The 17,456-nt window shown below is 74.9% G+C and carries 17 protein-coding genes and 1 tRNA gene; 4 read left to right on the plus strand and 14 right to left on the minus strand.

The genetic code is table 11. The features are described 5' to 3' along the window. Positions 1-110: 110 nt before the first annotated feature. The gene (locus ACFCX4_RS02000) at positions 111-1,052 is read right to left on the minus strand and encodes an aldo/keto reductase (RefSeq protein ID WP_376138088.1); all 942 of its coding nucleotides are present in this window, start codon (positions 1,050-1,052) and stop codon (positions 111-113) included. A 59-nt stretch (positions 1,053-1,111) separates the two neighbouring features. On the opposite strand from ACFCX4_RS02000, the gene ACFCX4_RS02005 reads away from it, so the two are divergent. Continuing rightward, entirely contained in the window at positions 1,112-1,492 is a 381-nt protein-coding gene (locus ACFCX4_RS02005; protein ID WP_376138089.1) for a MerR family transcriptional regulator, read from the plus strand. On the opposite strand, the gene ACFCX4_RS02010 is transcribed toward ACFCX4_RS02005, so the two are convergent. From ACFCX4_RS02010 to ACFCX4_RS02055, 10 genes are all read right to left on the minus strand, one after another. Beyond that, positions 1,489-2,760, minus strand: coding sequence for an acyltransferase family protein (locus ACFCX4_RS02010; protein ID WP_376138090.1), 1,272 nt, complete (start codon positions 2,758-2,760; stop codon positions 1,489-1,491). The two genes, ACFCX4_RS02005 and ACFCX4_RS02010, sit on opposite strands and share 4 nt — an antisense overlap. After that, complete coding sequence (locus ACFCX4_RS02015; protein WP_376138091.1) at positions 2,757-4,406, minus strand: FAD-binding oxidoreductase; 1,650 nt, start codon at positions 4,404-4,406, stop codon at positions 2,757-2,759. The genes ACFCX4_RS02010 and ACFCX4_RS02015 overlap by 4 nt, the downstream gene beginning before the upstream one ends. A 46-nt stretch (positions 4,407-4,452) precedes the next feature. Beyond that, entirely contained in the window at positions 4,453-4,839 is a 387-nt protein-coding gene (locus tag ACFCX4_RS02020; RefSeq protein ID WP_376138092.1) for a hypothetical protein, read from the minus strand. Beyond that, on the minus strand, positions 4,836-5,696 hold the full coding sequence (locus ACFCX4_RS02025; RefSeq protein WP_376138093.1) for a cupin domain-containing protein: 861 nt from the start codon (positions 5,694-5,696) through the stop codon (positions 4,836-4,838). Before ACFCX4_RS02025 ends, ACFCX4_RS02020 begins: the two co-directional genes overlap by 4 nt. Further along, positions 5,689-6,882, minus strand: coding sequence for a sedoheptulose 7-phosphate cyclase (locus ACFCX4_RS02030; RefSeq protein ID WP_376138094.1), 1,194 nt, complete (start codon positions 6,880-6,882; stop codon positions 5,689-5,691). The genes ACFCX4_RS02025 and ACFCX4_RS02030 overlap by 8 nt, the downstream gene beginning before the upstream one ends. Positions 6,883-6,988: 106 nt before the next feature. Then, positions 6,989-8,113: a transposase gene (locus ACFCX4_RS02035; protein ID WP_376138095.1), complete on the minus strand. Its 1,125-nt coding sequence runs from the start codon at positions 8,111-8,113 to the stop codon at positions 6,989-6,991. 187 nt (positions 8,114-8,300) lie between these two features. Then, the gene (locus tag ACFCX4_RS02040; RefSeq protein WP_376138096.1) at positions 8,301-9,485 is read right to left on the minus strand and encodes a transposase; all 1,185 of its coding nucleotides are present in this window, start codon (positions 9,483-9,485) and stop codon (positions 8,301-8,303) included. 208 nt (positions 9,486-9,693) lie between these two features. Next, positions 9,694-10,464: a TetR family transcriptional regulator gene (locus tag ACFCX4_RS02045; RefSeq protein ID WP_376138097.1), complete on the minus strand. Its 771-nt coding sequence runs from the start codon at positions 10,462-10,464 to the stop codon at positions 9,694-9,696. Positions 10,465-10,667: 203 nt separating this feature from the next. Next, on the minus strand, positions 10,668-11,831 hold the full coding sequence (locus tag ACFCX4_RS02050) for an NAD-dependent epimerase/dehydratase family protein (protein ID WP_376138099.1): 1,164 nt from the start codon (positions 11,829-11,831) through the stop codon (positions 10,668-10,670). Beyond that, the gene (locus tag ACFCX4_RS02055) at positions 11,828-12,457 is read right to left on the minus strand and encodes a ScbR family autoregulator-binding transcription factor (RefSeq protein ID WP_376138100.1); all 630 of its coding nucleotides are present in this window, start codon (positions 12,455-12,457) and stop codon (positions 11,828-11,830) included. The genes ACFCX4_RS02050 and ACFCX4_RS02055 overlap by 4 nt, the downstream gene beginning before the upstream one ends. A 128-nt stretch (positions 12,458-12,585) precedes the next feature. Between ACFCX4_RS02055 and ACFCX4_RS02060 the strand changes: the two genes are divergently transcribed. Next, the gene (locus ACFCX4_RS02060; RefSeq protein WP_376138101.1) at positions 12,586-13,656 is read left to right on the plus strand and encodes an AfsA-related hotdog domain-containing protein; all 1,071 of its coding nucleotides are present in this window, start codon (positions 12,586-12,588) and stop codon (positions 13,654-13,656) included. Between the two features lie 148 nt (positions 13,657-13,804). Further along, positions 13,805-14,692: a LysR family transcriptional regulator gene (locus ACFCX4_RS02065; protein WP_376138102.1), complete on the plus strand. Its 888-nt coding sequence runs from the start codon at positions 13,805-13,807 to the stop codon at positions 14,690-14,692. Between the two features lie 126 nt (positions 14,693-14,818). Here the strand turns inward: ACFCX4_RS02065 and ACFCX4_RS02070 are convergent. From ACFCX4_RS02070 to ACFCX4_RS02080, 3 genes are all read right to left on the minus strand, one after another. Next, a tRNA-Pro gene (locus ACFCX4_RS02070) sits at positions 14,819-14,892 on the minus strand. A gap of 101 nt (positions 14,893-14,993) precedes the next feature. Continuing rightward, a complete protein-coding gene (locus tag ACFCX4_RS02075; RefSeq protein WP_376138104.1) occupies positions 14,994-15,938 on the minus strand; it encodes a metallophosphoesterase in 945 nt (314 codons plus the stop codon). Positions 15,939-16,036: 98 nt separating this feature from the next. Continuing rightward, entirely contained in the window at positions 16,037-16,735 is a 699-nt protein-coding gene (locus ACFCX4_RS02080; RefSeq protein WP_376138105.1) for a CGNR zinc finger domain-containing protein, read from the minus strand. Positions 16,736-16,860: 125 nt separating this feature from the next. On the opposite strand from ACFCX4_RS02080, the gene ACFCX4_RS02085 reads away from it, so the two are divergent. Continuing rightward, positions 16,861-17,316: a GatB/YqeY domain-containing protein gene (locus ACFCX4_RS02085; RefSeq protein WP_376138106.1), complete on the plus strand. Its 456-nt coding sequence runs from the start codon at positions 16,861-16,863 to the stop codon at positions 17,314-17,316. The last annotated feature ends 140 nt before the right edge of the window (positions 17,317-17,456 follow it).

Raw genomic sequence — 17,456 nt, forward strand, 5'->3', positions numbered from 1 at the left:
GGCAGCCCGGGGCCGGTTCCCGGCAGGGGAAAGGGCCCCCACGGGGGAGGGGGCCCTTTCCGGTCCGGGGCCGGGCCCGCCCGGCGGAGCGTGCCGCCGGGCGGGGGCCGTCACTCGCCGGCCGCGGCCTCCGCCTCGGCGGCCTTTGCGGCCTCGGCGGCGGCGACGCCGTCCAGGCGGGCGTACTGCTCGTCGGTCAGCCCGACGGCCAGCGCGCCCAGGTTCTCCACCAGGTGCTTCTCGGAGGTGGTGCCCGGGATCGGCAGGATGTTGGGCGAGCGGTGCAGCAGCCAGGCGAGCGCGGTCTGCGCCGGGGTGGCGCCGACCTCGCGGGCCACCTCGGTGACCGGGCTGTCCTCGCCCGCGTGGCCGCCGATCGCGATCGGGAAGAACGGCATGAACGCGATGCCGCGCTCGGCGGTGAAGTCGACCACGTCGTCGTGCTGACGGGTGGCCAGGTTGTACCAGTTCTGCACGGTGGCGATCGGCGCGATCTCCAGCGCCTGCTCCAGCTCGGCGACGGTGACCTCGGAGAGGCCGATGTGCCGGACCTTGCCCTCGTCCTGCAGCTGCTTGAGCGCGCCGATCTGGTCGGCCAGCGGCACCTCGGGGTCGATCCGGTGCAGCTGGAGCAGGTCGATGCGCTCCACCCGCAGCCGGCGCAGGCTCAGTTCGGCCTGCTGGCGGAGGTAGGCGGGGTGGCCGACCGGGACCCACTCGGAGGGGCTCGGGCGGGTCATGCCGACCTTGGTGGCGACCACGACGTCCCGGGCGTACGGGTGCAGTGCCTCGGCGATCAGCTCCTCGCTGCCGCCCAGGGCGTAGGAGTCGGCGGTGTCGATGAGCTGGACGCCGTTCTCGACGGCGGCGCGCAGCACGTCCAGCGCGGCGGAGCGCGGGGTCGGGGCGTGCCAGACGACGGCCTCGGTGGGCTTGATGTCCGGGGTGTCGGCGAGGCGCATGGTGCCGTAGCCGATCCTGCGGACCGTCAGGTCACCACCGACGGCGAAGGTCTGACGGTCGATCTGGGCGGTGATCTCGGTGTTCGTCATGCCGGTCACGGTACGATCTCCCATTCGTGTGAGATTCAAGGGGTTGTGAGGGGTGTCACATGCGGATCGGTGAGCTGGCGGCGCGGACCGGGGTCAGCGTCCGCCTGTTGCGGTACTACGAGGAGCAGGGCCTGCTGGAGACCCGGAGGCCGGAGGGCGGGCACCGCCGGTACGACGAGGACGCGCCGGCGGTGGTCCGCAACATCCGGGCCCTGCTGGGGGCGGGGCTCTCCACCGGCGCCATCCGGGACGTGCTGCCCTGCGTGGGCGGCGACGGCGCGGTGGCGCCCTGCATGCTGGAGGTGCTGGAGCAGCGGCTCGACCTGCTCGACCGGCAGATGCTGTCGCTCGGGGCGAGCCGGGCCGCGTTGGCGGGGATCGTCGCGGCGGCCCGGCGGGAGGCCGCGGAGGCCACGACGGCAGTGCCGGTGCCGGCCTAGCGGCCGACGGCGGCCCCGGCGCTCGTGGCCCCGGCGCTCGTGGCCCCGGCGCTCGTGGCGCCGGTACTCGTCGCCCCGGTGCCCACGGCCGGCGCCGGTGCGGCGGCCGGTGCGGTGGCGGCCGGGGCGCCGGCCCTGGCGGACCGACCCCATCGACGCATCACCGGGATCTCGACCAGGCGGTACAGCGCCCAGCCGAATCCGATGCTCAGCGCCAGGGTGATCGCCATGACTCCCAGGGCACCGGGGGTGTCCCAGGTGTTCGCGCCGGCCGATCCGGTCGCCGCGAGGCCGAGCGGTCCGTACTGGATGACCAGGAAGTGGACCATGTAGAAGGCGAAGGAGACCTCGCCGAGCCAGACCATGGTCCGGCCGGCGAACGGCGTCCCCACCCCCGCGGCGTCCCTGGCGGCCACCGCGGCGATCAGCAGCCCGATCGGCAGCGCGGTCGGCGCGGCCATGCCCCAGGCGTCGGGAAGCGTGATCATCAGGGCGTACCCGGCGGCGGTGAGCAGCGCCGCCGCCGGCCAGCCGACCGCCACCCGGCGCCCGGTCCGCACGATCCGGGCCAGCAGGATGCCGAGCACGAACTCCGGCAGCCGGGCGGCCGGGAGGAAGTAGACGAACCAGTAGCGCCAGAAGGAGAGCGGCTGCCAGGGCGAGTCCGGGCTCCCCGGCAGCAGCTGGGCGATCAGCGGCAGTGCGAACAGCACCGCCGTCGTCACGCCCACCCAGAGCCAGAGCCGCTCCGGGCGGATCCTGCGCACCAGCGGCATGACCACCGGGAAGGACAGGTAGAACAGCACCTCGCAGGCGAGCGACCAACTCGGGCCGTTGGTGCCGCCGATGACCTCCAGGGAGGGGATCCAGCTCTGCACCAGCAGCAGCGAGGGCACCGTCCCGGCGGTGGTCACCTCGGCGCCGGCCCGGGCCATCAGCAGCAGCCCGACCAGCCAGGTGACGGCGTGGTTGGGGTACAGCTTGAAGAGCCGGCGGCGGTAGAAGGCCGACGGGCGGTCGCCCTCCCGGGCGGACCAGGTGAGCACGAAGCCGCTGAGCACGAAGAAGAATCCGACGCCCAGGAAGCCGGCCCGGCTGAGGTAGTCCGCCATCAAGCCGTTCAGCGCGGGGGAGTCGAAGGGCTTGGCCACCGACACGTGGGTCAGGAAGACCAGCAGTGCGGCGATCCACCGCATGCCGGTCAGCGACGGCAGCCGGGTGAGGTCGGCGGCGGGCCGCGGGGTGCCCGCGGGGCGGACCGCGCTCACCGGACGCTCCCGGGCAGCCGGACCGACTGGCGGTGCCGGAAGAAGTCCTTCGGGTCGTAACTCTGCTTGACCCGCTGGAGCTTCGGGTAGTTGTCCTTGTAGTACAGCGTGCTCCACGGGACGTTCGAGGTGTTCTGCTGCGGGTCGCTCAGGTCGCGGTCGGCGTAGTTGACGTAGCACCCGTCGGTGACCCGGTTGGAGACCGGGACCCCGCCGGTCCCGGCGTACACCTCGCGGTAGAACTCCTGCAGCCAGGCCGTGTTGACGGCGTCGTCCTCCGGTGAGGACCAGTAGGTCTGGTACAGCAGCTTGAAGATCGCGTCGCGCTGCGGCAGCGCGGTGGCGTCGGGGGCGACGGTGTTGATCCGCCCGCCGAAGGAGACCACGGCCAGCCCGCCGCGCGGGTTGGTGTAGTCGGTGCGGGTCAGGTGCTTCCAGACCGCCGCGATCTGGTCCTCCGGGAACCCCTTGCGCATGTACGCCGACTTGTGGCCGGCCCGCAGCTGGGGGTTGGTCTGCGAGGAGTCCATGGTGCCCAGCCACGAGGCCGCCTTGAGCCACGGCAGCCGGACCACGTCGCCGGCGTGCGGCACTCCGAGCGCGGTGCTCAGCATCCGGACGAAGTCCCGGGCGCGCTGCTCGGCCTGCGGCACGTCGCCGTTGACCTGGAGCAGCAGCGCCAGGCTGCCGGAGACCCGGTGGTTCAGGAACAGCCAACTGGTCAGCCCGGTGTGGACCGGGTCCGGGCCGCTGTTCTGCTCGAACCAGGTGCCGTAGGCGCGCACCATGGCGGCGAAGCCGCTGCGGGTGACGTTCTCCCAGGACCAGGTCGGCACGGCGATCACCACCTCGGCCGGCGGCTTGGGCAGCAGCTCGGACGGATCGCTGCCGGTGGCGTCCGCCGAGCGGAACCAGTACCGGGTGACCACGCCGAAGTTGCCGCCGCCACCGCCGGTGTGGGCCCACCAGAGGTCGCGGTGCGGGTCGTTCGGCTCGCGGGTGGCGACGATCGCCCGGGCCCGGCCGCCGGCGTCGAGGGTGACCACCTCGACCGCGTACAGGTGGTCGACCACCAGGCCGTGCTTGCGGGACAGGTTGCCGTAGCCGCCGCCGGCGACGTGGCCGCCGACGCCGACCGCGTAGCAGACGCCGCCCGGGACGGTGACGCCCCAGCCCTCGTACAGGGTCTGGTAGACCTTGAGCAGGGTGGCCCCCGCCTCGACCTCGAACGCCCGCCGGCCGGGGTCGTAGCCCACGGCGTTCATGAGGTTCATGTCGACGACGATCTCGACCTCGGGGTTGTAGACGAAGTCCTCGTAGCAGTGGCCGCCGCCCCGGACGGTGAGCCGCTGCCGCTTGTCGGCCGCGTCCTGGACGGCCCGCACCACCTGGGCGGTGGTGCGCGGCAGCCGGACTCCCTCGGGCCGGGCCTCCCAGCGCGGGTTGAAGCCGGAGACCAGGTCGGCGTAGCGCGGCTGGTCGGGGGTGACGGTGATGAGGTCCCCGGTGCGGACCGCTCTGGACGCCGCGTCGGCCGGGTCCTCGGTGGCCGCCCGGGCGGCCGGGGCGAGCAGTCCGCCGGCCGTGGCGGTGCCGACGGTCACCCCGGCGGCGGCCACGAACGTGCGGCGACTGGGATTGCGCATGGAACTCTTCCCACTTCCTGGTTCGGGGGTTCGGATGCCGGGCGGTTCAGCCGAGCCGGGGGACACGGGCCGGGAGGGCGGTGCTCAGGGCCCGGGGCAGGACGCGGGTGCTGAGCAGGCGCAGGCCCCCGGGTCCGGCCGTCACGGTCACGGCGCAGTCGTGCCGGGCGAGCACCAGCGAGCCTTCGGCGATCGGGAGCCGGTCGGGCCCGTGGGCGGCGGTGCCGGTGCCGGAGAGGACGAACAGGGTCTCCTCGACCCCGTCGCGGACGGCGTGGACCAGCCGCTCGCCGGGCGGCAGCCGCCACAGGTCGAAGGTCTCGGTCTCGCTGTGCAGCATGCCCCGGCGGGCCAGGCAGGACCAGGTCCGCCGGTCGGGGCCGGCCGCGGCCGGGTCGCAGTCCACCGGCCGGAGCGCGCGGCTGACGATCACCGGCCGGCCCGCCCGGCCGCCGCGGTGTCCGGTGCCGGCACCGCGAGTTCGGCGTGGAAGAACTCCAGGCCGCCCGCGCCCGCGGTGACCACCGCGTCGGCCCCGAGCGGCAGGGTGACCGCCGTGCCGGCCGCGATCGCGACCGCGGCGCCGTCGGCCACGGCGGTGCCGGTGCCGGTGAGCACGAAGACGGTGTGCTCGCTGGTGCGGGCGCCGAAGGCGGCGCTGTCGCCCTCCGCCAGCTCCCGGATCTCCACCAGGCGCAGCGGACCGGTGAAGACCCCGGCCGGGTCGACCGTCCTCTCCTCGCGCAGGTCGTGCAGCCGCATCGTCTCGGTCTTCCTCTCGGTCGGGTCGGTGGTCGGGGTGCCCGGGGCCAGGCCGTGCAGCACCTCGGAGGTGGCGGGCGCCGGCATCTCGATGACCAGCCACTCCAGGTGCCCGTCGGGGGCGCTGCCGTAGCCGGGGTCGGTGACGCCGGCGGGGGCGCCGGTGTTGCGCAGGCCGTGCACGGTGCCGATGCCGGTGAGCAGCAGGGAGCCGGGGCGGGCCGGCCGCACCTCGCCGTCGACCAGGAACTCGCCGTGGCCGCGGAGGACGAAGTAGATCTCCTCGGTGCGGGTGTGGCGGTGCTCGCCGCTCAGACCGCCGGGCGGGATCCGGGCGACCTCGATCGCCTCGACCTCGCTCACCAGGTGGGTGCGGGCGGCAAGTGCCTTCCAGTAGGTGAGGCCGGGGGCGCCGTGCACGCCGTGGATCTCGGAGGCCTCCCGGGTGTCGGCGACGATGACGGCGGTCGTGCCGGCGGTGCCGTCCGTGCCGTTCGCGCCGTCCGTGCCGGTCGTCGCGTCAGACACGGCTGAGCTCCCGGGAGTCGAGCACCCGGAGGTCCTCGACGGCGACGGCGAGCTCCTCGCGGGTCACGTCGTTGACGAAGACCGCGTCGCCGATGCCGACCGGAAGCGGCAGGCGCTGCTGCCCGTCCCGGTGGCGGACGGTGTCCTGGAGCGCGGCGTCGAGCAGATCGGCGTCCAGCAGCTCGTTCCAGGCGGGCAGTTCGAGCGAGCGCATGACGGCGAGGACGCGGTCGCGCTGCTCCAGGTCGAGCAGGCCGCGGCGCCAGGCGAGCAGCGTGGTGAGCGCCATGTCGACGGTGACCGCCTCACCGTGCAGCAGGGCGGGCAGCGCGCGCATCTCCAGGGTGGGGGAGAAGGTGTGGCCGTAGTCGACGATCCGCTCCAGCTCGGCCTCCCACAGGTTCGGCTGGAGCTCCTCCAGCATGCCGTGGATGGCGCGCCGGAGCACCTCGCCGGCCGGGTCGCCGGCGGCGTCGTCCTGGAACCTGCGCTCGATCAGCGACGGGCCGTGCTGCTCCAGCAGCTCGAACAGCCGGGCGTCCTTGATCAGCGCCATCTTGAGGATCTCGCCCATGCCGTTGGCGATGTGCCGGCGCTCGACGGTGGAGAGGAAGGAGCGGTCGAGCAGGGTGAGCACCGGGGCGAAGTAGGTGCCCAGGCGGTTCTTGTGGCCGTTGAAGTTGACCCCGGTCTTCACCCCGACGCCCGCGTCGACCAGGCCGATCAGCGTGGTGGGGACGCGCACCACCGGAGTGCCGCGGCGGTAGAGGTTGGCGACCAGGCAGACGATGTCCATCAGGACGCCGCCGCCGATGACGATGATCGGCTCGCGCCGGCGGTCGAGGCCGAAGGAGTCCAGCGCGACCACGATGTCCGAGGCGGTCTCGAACTCCTTGAGGGTCTCGTCCGCGCGGACCACCTGGAGGAAGTAGTCGACGCCGTGGTGCTCGAAGTAGCGGCGGATCCGCTGGCCGTGCAGCCGGTCGACCTCGGCGTCGATGACCACGAAGCGGCGGCCGCCGTCCGCGGCGCCGGCGGTCCGCTCGATCAGCGCGGTGCTCGCCGGGTCGAAGACGCCGTCGCAGAAGCGCACCTCGTACTCGACCGGCTTGACCGCCCGCACCCGCCAGGACTTCGAGGACTGGCTGTAGGTGAGACCGCTCGGATAATTGTCGAAGACAAGCATTTCCATTTCCCTTGTGAAGGCGTGGGTGAATTCACGGTGCTGCGGTGCGGGGGCGGGTGCAGGTGCGGGGCGCGGGCGCAGGGGGAATGCCGGGGGAATCCGGGCGTCAGACCGGGCGGCGGCCGAGCGCGACCGCGGCGTAGGCCGCCGAGGCCAGCGTCATGTGCCGGTGCCAGCCCTCGAAGGAACGCCCTTCGAAATCGCGCAGGCCGACCCGTTCGCCGATGACGGCGCGGTCCTCCTCGACGCCGCCCGCCATGCGGAACAGCCGGGGGAACTCGGCGGCCCGCTCGGGCCCGGAGTCGGTCAGCCAGAACCCGGAGAACGCGGTGGGGCGCGCCCCGGACTCCGCGTAGAGGAGCAGTTCGGCCGGGGTGCCCGGGAGGGCGACCCGGACGACGTGCGCCTCGACCCCGGGCGGGCCGGAGGTGCCGGCCAGCCGGCGGGCGCCGGCCGAGGCGAACAGCCGGTACGCGGGGAGCGCGCGGCCGCGGTCACGGGCGGGGGCCGTGACCGGGGTGAGCCGGGTCGCCGGGTCGACCCGGACGGCCACCCGCAGGCCGAGCGCCCGGCCGGCCGCGAACAGCCCGCCCGGCTCGGCCGGGCAGCCGTCCCAGATCAGGGTGGCCGAGGTGACGGCCGGCAGCCGGTCCGCGAGCGGTCCGAGCAGGGCGGCCTGCCGTTCCAGGGAGTCCCCGGTGGCGCAGGCCGCGCCCGGCGGGCCGGAGCGCGGGGCGGGCGGGCCCGCCGGGACGGCCCGGTGGGGCGGGTCCGTCAGCTGGAGCTGCCAGTCGACCGGCGCGTTGAGCCGCGGGGCCAGGTACCAGAGGCCGACGGCCTGCTGGGCCCCGGCCAGCTGTCCGAGCTCGGGGACGAACCGGCGGCCGGCCCCGACCGAGCGGGTGCCGGACTTCGGGATGAACATCGGCCGGACCAGCCAGGCGCGGGGGGTGCACACCTCGACCAGCCGGGCGGCCAGGGCCTCCCGGACCGGGGCCCAGGCCCAGGGCGAGTTGCGGATGAAGTGGTGCAGCCGCTGGACCGCCCCCGGCTCGCCGAGGGTCCGGGCGATGTTGCTGATCGACTTCCGGCCGGCCGTGCCGAGGAGACCGCGCAGGTACTCCTCGGCCTTGAGCCGGTGGTCGGCCCGGTCGAACGAGGCGAAGAGCCGGTCGCCGAGAATTCCCGGGAAGTCCTCCGGCAGCGGGTCCGCGGCGGCTGCCGTGTTCATGGTGCTCACCTCCTCTCCGGTTCGCAAGGGTCTTTCCGGTGATTCGCCGGAAGGTTCTTCCGCCGGTTTTTCCGACGACCCTTCCGCCGATTGTTCCGGCGGTTCTTCCGGCGTCATCGATCATTGTCCGGAACGGGATTCCGGTCAATTCTCCCGGGACGCCTTCGGCAAGTTCCGCCAGATATTCTCAGGCGGAATTACGAAGGATTTCCGGGGTGCTTTCCCGGGTGCGTCCGGGCAGGTCGCGGCCGAGTGCGAAGGCGGCCGAGACGAGCGTCATGTGGTGGTGCCAGCCGGTGAAGGAACGGCCCGAGAAGTCCAGCAGCCCGAAGTCCGAGCCGAGCCGGTCCACGGTGTTCCGGGTGGCGCCGGCGGCGTTCAGCAGCGGGAGCACGCCGGGGGCGTCCTCGGCGAGGTCGGTGAGCCAGTACCTCCGGGGCCCCTCCGGGCCGCCGCCGTGCGCCCAGAGCCGGTGCACCGGCGAGCCGTGCCGCGTCCCGGCCGCCCCCGGCGCACCGGCCGGGCCGGGCAGCAGGACGGGCGTGCCGCGCAGCACCGGCCGCGGGGCCCCCGGTGTGCGGGGCCGGCGCTGCGGGAACAGCGCCTCGGCCGTCACCGTGCTCTGCCGCACCCGCCCGTGCCGCCCCGTGGTGGCCTGCAGGACCGGCCGGACGGCCTGGCCGCCGCGGACCTCCAGCAGGTACGGGACGGAGCGCCGGGCGAGCGCGCCGGCCAGTCGCAGCGGCTCGTCCGCCACCCCGAGGTCGGCGACCAGCGGGGCCACCGGGAGGACCCCGGCGAGCCGGTCGACCATCCCGAGCAGCAGTTCGCCGGCCGCGTACGGCGCGAGGCCGTCGGGGATCCGGGCGCGGGCGCGCCGCTGCGGGTCGTCCGTCCAGCCCGGGTCGAGCAGCAGCGACCAGTCCACCGGGACGGCGTCCCGGTCGGTCGCCACGAACAGGCCCGGTGCCGCCTGGCACTTGACGGTGCGCCCGGCCTCCTGGACGAACCGGCGGTGGACGCCCACCGCCTGGTCGCCACGCTTGGGGATGACCGCCAGGGTGGCGGTCCAGGCGCGGACCGGGCGGCCGGCGGCGGCGCGGCGGGCGAGCACCCGGCGGGCCGGGCGCCAGTCCCAGGGGCTGCCGTTGACGAACTGCTGGAGCGAGAGCGAGGCGGTGGCCGCGGCCGGTCCGGTGGCCAGGCTCGCGGCCATGTTCGAGAGGGTCTTGCGACCGGGCGCCGCGAGCAGTCCGTACAGGTAGGCCCGGGCCCAGCGGCGCTGGTCTATCCGGGTCAGATGGGCGAAGACCTGCTCGGCGAACCGGGAAACCTCGGCTTCGCCGGCCGGTGACAGGGGTTGCGCGTCCATGTGAGCTCCCCGAGATCGGGTGGGTCCGTGAGGTGCCGTCCCCAAAAGAATAGCGAACGATCTCTTTGTTTTTGGGTCCCGTGCGGGCCCCGGGCCGGTTTTGGCAAGTCCCCGGTGCCCGACGGCCGGGAAACGCGCCACCGCCCGTACCGGCGTCAGGCGGCCGGTACGGGCGGTGGGTTGGGGTGCCGAAGGGTGTTCGCGCCGGTCAGTGCGGTGCGCCGGGCGCCGGCGGGCCGGTCACCGCGCGGCGCCAGAGCCGTCCGAGCCGCTCCCGGACCTCGGCCCGGGCGGCCGGGTCGTCGCCGCCCAGGGTGACGATGCCGCGGCGCAGCGCCTCGGAGCCGACCACCAGGCAGTGGGCCAGGGTCTCCAGGTCGGCGCTGTCGAGGCCGGTGGCCTGGAGGACCGGGCTGTGGAGTCCCGTGGCGTGGAGCCCGGCGGCGCTCGCGCCGTTGGTGCCCGGTTCGCCGGTGGGTGCACCGTTGGCGCTCGCCGTGTCGGTGTTCACCCCGCCCGGAGCGGCCGCTGCCGCTGCCGGTGCGCCGGTGGTGGTGCCGGGGGGAGGGCCGGTCCGCTCGCGGGCCAGCCGGTCGCGCAGGTCCGGGCTCCAGCCCGCGTGCCAGTTGCCCGCCGACTCCGGCTGCTCCCAGGTGAGCCGGGCGGCGGCCCGCACGCTCGGCTCCTCGTCCAGCAGCCGGGTGAGGGTGTCGATCAGTTCGCCCACCTCCGTGCCCGGCCGGTCGTGCGCCGCGGAGGCCGCCGTGACCGCGGCCCGGGTGAGCGCCGCCGCCTGGGCGCGCACCGCGTCGGCGAGCGAGGCCTTGGAGGGGAAGTGGAAGGTGAGCGCCCCCATGGTGACCCCGGCGGTCTGGCTGACCCGGGCCAGCGAGGTGCCCGCGTAGCCGTGCCGGTCGAACTCCGTGGCGGCGGCCAGCAGCAGCGCCCGGTGGGTCTGCTGGGCCCGTTCCTGCCTCATCGCGCACCGCCGTTCCGCCGGGCGCGACGGTACGGCGGGCGGGGATCCGAACCCGCGCCGGCCCCCGGCCGGCGGGCTCGCGGGATGCCGGGGGGTGCCGCCTGGGCGGCCTGGGGGTGAGGGCGGGCGAACCACATCGCGGGCGTGGCTCCTTCGGGCGGTCGGGGCGTGCCGGTGCGTACCGGTCCGGTGACACTCCGACGTTACGCTGTGGCGGGCCGCATACGCACGGCAAACCCAGGATCCTCCGTCGGCTTTGGCATTTCCTTCGCAAATACCCTGGGAGGACGGGCGGTTGGGGTGCCCGGGGCCGCTGTGGCGAGGTGTGCGCGGTACCAGGGCGCGGCCCCGGCGAGCCGTGCCAGCGGGCCCGGTCCCGGGTCGGTGGCGGCCAGTCGCCAGATCTCCTCGCTGCGGTACCAGTGGTCCCGGGCCATCAGGTCGAGCTGCCGTTCGCCGAACACCCCGGGCACCGAACGGAGTCGGGCGGCGCAGCGGTCCCAGGGCCAGTCGCCGGCGGGCACCGGCGGGAGTACGCGGTGCTCCGCGAGTTCCGCCAGCAGCCGTCCGACGGGGACCGGTTGGGGATGTCCGGCGTGGTGGACGCCGGTGAGCGGCGTGCCCGGCGCATCGGCGGACGTGGTGCCGGAGGCCGTGCCCGCGGCGGACGGTGCGGGTTCCGGTGCCAGCGCGAGCGCGGTGATCAGCCGGGCCAGATCGGTCACCGCGACCAGGGAGAGCAGCGCCCCGCCGCCGTCCCAGCGGGCCGGCACCCGGCGGAGCAGGTCGGCCAGGCACGGCACCACCCAGCGGTCGCCCGCGCCGAGCACCAGGGGTGCCCGCAGCACCACCGCCCCGGCGTCCAGTGCCGCCCGCTCGCCGGTCAGCCTGGTGCGGCTGGCCGCCGAGACGGGGGCGGGCGGCACCTCGTCCACGCCGATGCCCCGGTGCGGGCCGTCGCCGTACACCGCGGAGGTGGAGAGGTGCACGATCCGGCCGGCGCCGGCCCGCACGGCCCCGGCCAGCAGGGCGCGGGTGCCGTGCACGTTGACGGCGGCGCACTCCTGCTCGGGGCCGCCCACCAGGGCGGCGAGGTGGATCAGCACGTCCGCGCCGTCGGCCGCGCCGCGCAGCGTCGCCGGGTCGGCGAGGTCCGCCGCGACCGGGACGGTCCCGGGCGGTGCGGCGGAGCGGGTGAGCGCCCGGACCTCGCCGACCCCCGGTGCCGCGCGCAGCGCGGCCAGCACCGCCGAGCCGATGAAGCCGCCCGCCCCGGTCAGCAGGACGGTCGGCCCGTCGGGGCTGCGCCGCCCCGGCCTCGGCCGCGGGCCGTCCCCGGCGCGGCCGGTCCCCCGTGCGCCGCTCACGCCGACCGCTTCCCGTGCTCCAGGAGGAGACCGCGCAGTTCCGCGACCAGCGGCGCGGGCGCCATGCCGGGCAGCAGGAACCACCACAGCTGGACGATCCGCTCCGGCAGGTCCGCGCGCCCGGTGCGCAGGTGGGACATGATCTGTGACCCGGTGTAGGCCGCGACCAGCACCTGGGCGAGCTCCTCGATCACGACGTCGTCGAGCAGCTCGCCGGCCCGGCGGGCGGCCTCCAGCTCGGCGCGGAACTGCTCGGCCCACATCTCGTACGGGCTGAAGTCGCGCAGCCCGAGCTGTCCCTGTTCGACGGCCAGCGTCACGCCGGCGCGCAGCAGCACGTTGCCCTGCAGCTCGTCGGCGAGGTAGAGGTTGATCCCGATCAGCTGGCGCAGGCCCGAGGGCTGCTCCGGCAGGTCGAGGTCCGAGGCCTGCTCGTCGATGACCGCCTTGGCGAGGTCCTCCTTGGACTTGAAGTGGAAGTACATCGCCCCCTGGGTGGCGCCCGCCCGGTTGATGATCTTGCTGACACTGGAGCCGCTGAAGCCGTACTCGTCGAAGATCTGCGCGGCGGCCCGCAGGATGGTCTCCCGGGTGCGCACGGCTCGGTCCTGCTTGGCTCTTGCCACGAGAAGCTCCAAACGTCTCGACAAACAAAAAGAACGACCTCTATGTTATTCGCCGGGGGGCCCGGCGTACACACCGGCGCCACCGAGATCTTCCACCTTGCCTGTGGCCACTCTGGGGGAGTGCATCCATGTTTCGCACAGACCACGGCACCACCATGCCCGAAGCCTTCGACGTGCCCGCGGCCGTCCCGCCGACCGTCCCGCCGTCCGCCGTCCCGGGCTCCGCGGACGGCACGCCGCTCACCGTGCCCAAGCAGTACGTGCACAAGCGGGCCGCCGAGGAGGTGCTGCTGACCGGATGGGAGCAGGTCGCCGAGGACTCCTACCGGATCGCCGCGTGCTGGCCGCGCGACCACCGGGCCTACGGCGTCCGGGACGGCTACCACGACCCGATGCTCCTGGTGGAGACGATCCGCCAGACCTTCCCGCTGCTCTCGCACGTGGCCTTCGGCGTCCCCGTCGGACACCATCTGATCTGGGACCACTTCGGGTACGCGCTCATCCCGGGCGGCCTGTGGGCCGGCTCGCGGGACACGGTCCCCCGGCAGCGCGGCTCCGCCGGTTCCCCACGGGCACCGCGCGCCGGCGCCGACCGGGACGAGGTGCGGATCGACGCCGTCTGCCAGGACGTGGTCCGCCGCGGCAACCGGGTGGCCGCCCTGACGCTCGCCTACGTGGTCAGCCGCGACGGCGAGCCGATCGCCACCGCGCAGACCCGGTTCACCGTCCAGACCCCGGCGATCTACCGCCGGCTCCGCGCCGACAAAGGCGACGCCGCGCAGATGATGTCCCGCGCCGTCCCGCCGCCCGCCGCGATCCCGGCCGCCCGGGCCGGCCGAGCCGTGCCCCGGGAGGTCGCGCTCTCCGCCACCGACCGCGCCCGGCGCTGGCAGCTGCGGGTCGACACCCACCACCCGGTGCACTTCGACCACCCCGTCGACCACGTGCCCGGCTCCCTGCTGCTGGACGCCGCCCGGCAGGCCGCCCAGGCCCTCGACCACCGGACGCCGCTCATGGCGGTCGCCATGGAGTGCGACTTCGGCCGCTACGTCGAACTCGACGAGCCCTGCCTGGTGGAGGTCACCCAGCTGCCCCGCGACCCCGCCCGCCGCGACCGCGTCGGCGTGGTCCTGCAGCAGGGCTCCGGCGACCCGTCCTGCTCGGTCATCGTCACCCTGGCCCCGCTGAACCCGATCTGACGCACGGTCCGCTCCGCACCCGCACTCCCCGTGGACCCGCGGGGCCCGCCGCTCCTCCCCGTCCGGCGGGCCCCGCGCACGCGGCGCCCCGTGCGCCCCGCCGTACCCTGGACTGCCACAGGGGCACCAGGGACCGGGGGGACCGGGCATGGAACTCAGACAACTCCGCACCTTCGAGGCGCTCGTGGCCCACCGCACCGTCGCCGCGGCCGCAGGCGTCCTCGGTCTCGCGCCCGCCGCCGTCTCCGAGCAGCTCCGCACCCTGGAACGCTCGCTCGGCACCGCCCTGCTCGCCCGCTCGGCCCGCGGCCTGACGCCCACCCCCGCCGGTCACCGCCTGCTGCCCTGGGCCCGCCGCCTGCTGGACCAGGCCGAGCAGGCCCGCCGCGCGGTCACCGGCGCCCGCGCGGTCCTGCGGCTCGGCGCCGCCCCGGCGACCGTCGCCGCCGGCCACGCGTCCCGGGTGCTCGCCCGGCTGGCCGAACGCCATCCCGACCTCAAGGTCTCCCTGCACACCGGCGCGGCCCGGGACGGCCTGCTGCACGGCGTCGCCGCCGGGAGCCTGGACGCCGCGCTCGTCCTGGACGCCCCGGGCCCGCTCGGCGCACTCGGCTTCACCCCGCCACCCGTCCAGCTGGCCCACCAGGACCTGGCCGAGGTCCCCCTCGCCCTGGTCACCGCCCCCGAGCCCGCCTCCTCCGGCGACACCGCACCCTCCCCGGCGGGCCGCCGCCTGCTGGTGAACACCCCGGCCTGCTCCTTCCGCCTCGCCGGCGACCGCCTCTTCGGCCCCGGGGTGGAACGCCTCCGCACCGGCGGTGTCACCGCCACCCGCGCCTGCGCCGAACGCGGCCTCGGCATGGCCCTCCTCCCCGAGTCCGCCGTCCACGAGCAGCTCGCCGCCGGCACCCTCCGCCGCCTGGAGCTCGCCGACCCCGTCCCCCCGCTCCTCCTCCGCCTGGTCTGGCGCGCCGACCGCGACCCCGCCCCCGCCGTCCACGCCGTCCTCCACGCGGCCACCACGCCCCCCGGCTGACCACCACTCACCGAACACCCACCCCGGGTGACCCGCACCACAGCCCCCTGAGGCCGGGTCACCCGCCCGAACCCGCAAAACGACAGAGGACCCACCGGATTTCTCCGGCAGGTCCTCTGCACTGGGTCGGGGTGGCGGGATTTGAACCCACGGCCTCTTCGTCCCGAACGAAGCGCGCTACCAAGCTGCGCCACACCCCGGTCCTTCTGTTTGTCGCTCCGTCTCCTTCGCGACGAGTAGAACTCTACCGGACGCTCGCCGAGAGACGAAATCCGGTTTCCCGGCGAGCGGGACGGGTGGGTCAGCGGGGGGCCGGGACGAGGGTGAGGAGGGTGGCCTCGGGCGGGCAGGCGAAGCGGATGGGGGTGTAGCGGTTGGTGCCGCAGCCGGCCGAGACGTGGAGGTGGGCGCGGCGGCCGCCGGCCTGGTGGGTGGAGAGGCCCTTGACCCGCTTGGCGTCGAGGTCGCAGTTGGTGACCAGGGCGCCGTAGAAGGGGATGCAGAGCTGGCCGCCGTGGGTGTGGCCGGCCAGGATCAGCGGGTAGCGGTCGGCGGTGAAGGCGTCGAGGACGCGCAGGTAGGGGGCGTGGACGACGGCGAGGGAGAGGTCGGCGTCGGCGGAGGGGCCGCCGGCCACCTCGCTGTAGCGGTCGCGCCGGATGTGCGGGTCGTCCAGGCCGGTGAACTCCAGGTCGAGGCCGCCGACGGTGAGGCGTCCCCGGGTGTTGGTGAGGTCGAGCCAGCCGGCCGCGTCGAAGCCGTCGCGCAGCTTCTCCCAGGGGTTGTGGACGGCGTTGGCGACGCCCCGCGACGCGCTGCCGTCGGGGTTGTTCATGCCGTGGACGCCGGTGCGCATCGCCTGGAGGTAGCGGGCCGGGTTCTTGGGGGCCGGCCCGTAGTAGTCGTTGGACCCGAAGACGTAGACGCCGGGGAAGTCCATCAGCGGACCGAGCGCGTCCAGGGTGGCCGGGACGGCGAGCGGGTCGGAGAGGTTGTCGCCGGTGTTGACCACCAGGTCGGGGCGGAGTCCGGCGAGGCTCTGCAGCCAGCGCTGCTTCTTGCCCTGGTTGCTCACCATGTGGATGTCGGAGACCTGCAGTACCCGGAGCGGGCGGGCACCCCGGGGGAGGACCGGTACCTCGACCCGGCGGACGCGGAAGGAACGGACCTCGTACCCAACGGAGTAGGCGAGGCAGGCGGCGCCGGTGGCGGCGATTCCGAGGGGGACGGAGTACAGCGGTCGCATCGTTCCATGCTCTCAGACGGCGGATCAGCGGGTGAACTTCCGGTGGGCGTACGGGGGCACGGACGGCGGCGCGGAGGGTGCGGCGAGGCGGTCCGGCGTCACTGGTCGGAGCCGGAGCCGGAGCCGGAGCCGGAGCCGGCGGACCGCACGGACGCCCCGGTCCCCCCGGACTCCACGGACGCCCCGGCCCCCTCGGGCCGGTCGCGCCGGGCCCGCAGCGCCCGGACCTTGTGGCGGTTGCCGCACCGCTCCATCGAGCACCAGCGCCGCCGCCCCGGCCGCGAGGTGTCGACGAACAGCAGGCTGCAGTTGTCGGCTCCGCACTCGCGCACCCGGTCCGCGTACGGGCCGGTGAACAGCGCGATGGCGTCGCGCGCGACGGTGGAGGCGAGCTGGTCGCCGTCGCCGGGCAGGGGGTCCGCCGCGGTGCCGTCCGGGGAGATCCGCGGGGCGAGCGGCGCGTGCGCGGCGGCCCGGTTGACCACCTCGTAGTCGTCGGGGTCCCCGGGGCCGTCCCCGTTGGCGCGGGCGGCGGTGAGCCGCCACAGGGCGTCCCGCAGGGCGCGGACGGCGGCGAGCTGCTCGTCGGTGATCCGCACGGTGCCGGACGGCAGGCCCAGCCGGCAGCGCCCGGCCCAGTCGGCGAGGTCGTCGGGCCGGTGCAGCACCTCGTACCGCGTGTACGGGCCCGGCCCGCCGGTGGGCAGCAGCTCCAGGCAGAGCGTGCCGGGGTCGAAGTGGAACCGGGTGCCGCCGGGGGAGTGGAGGACAAGGCCGGGGGTCCGCTCGTCGGTCATGTAACCACTTTAAGTGGTTGTCTTCGGTCGGGGAAGGGATCCGCGCACGGCCGCGGCCGGGGGTGAAGGCCGTGGCCGGGGATATTGGTAAGCGCCGGAACCCCGCAGGTGGGAGACTCGGGGCCATGACGACGCTCAAGGAGCAGCTGCACGAGGACCTCACGGCTGCCATCAGGAACCGGGACGAGCTGCGCTCGTCCACCATCCGGCTCACGCTGGCGGCCGTCACCAGCGAGGAGGTGGCCGGCAGGACGAAGCGCGAGCTCTCCGACGCGGACGTGCTGAAGGTCATCGGCCGGGAGGCGAAGAAGCGCCGGGAGGCCGCCGAGGCGTTCGGCACCGCCGGCCGCGCCGAGCAGGCCGCCCGGGAGCTGGCCGAGGGCGAGGTGCTGGCCGGGTACCTGCCCAGGCAGCTGTCCGACGAGGAGCTGGCCGCGATCGTGACCGCCGCCGTCGCCGAGAGCGGGGCGACCGGCCCGCAGGGCATGGGCGCCGTGATGAAGCTGGTGCGGCCGAAGGTCGAGGGCCTCGCGGAGGGCGGCCGGGTGGCCGCCGCCGTGAAGTCCGCCCTGGTGGGCTGAGCCCGCGGGCGGCCGGGCCGGCCCACGGCCCGGGCGGACAGGAACGAACGCGCGAGCGCGCGGAGGAGAAGAGGACGGCGGACTCGTCCGCTTCCTGCAACTGCCCCCAGGCGTCCCGGTGCCGGGCGCGGGCCAGCACC

This window comes from Kitasatospora sp. NPDC056327 (genome assembly GCF_042261735.1).
In the GTDB taxonomy this organism is placed as follows: Bacteria; Actinomycetota; Actinomycetes; order Streptomycetales; family Streptomycetaceae; genus Kitasatospora.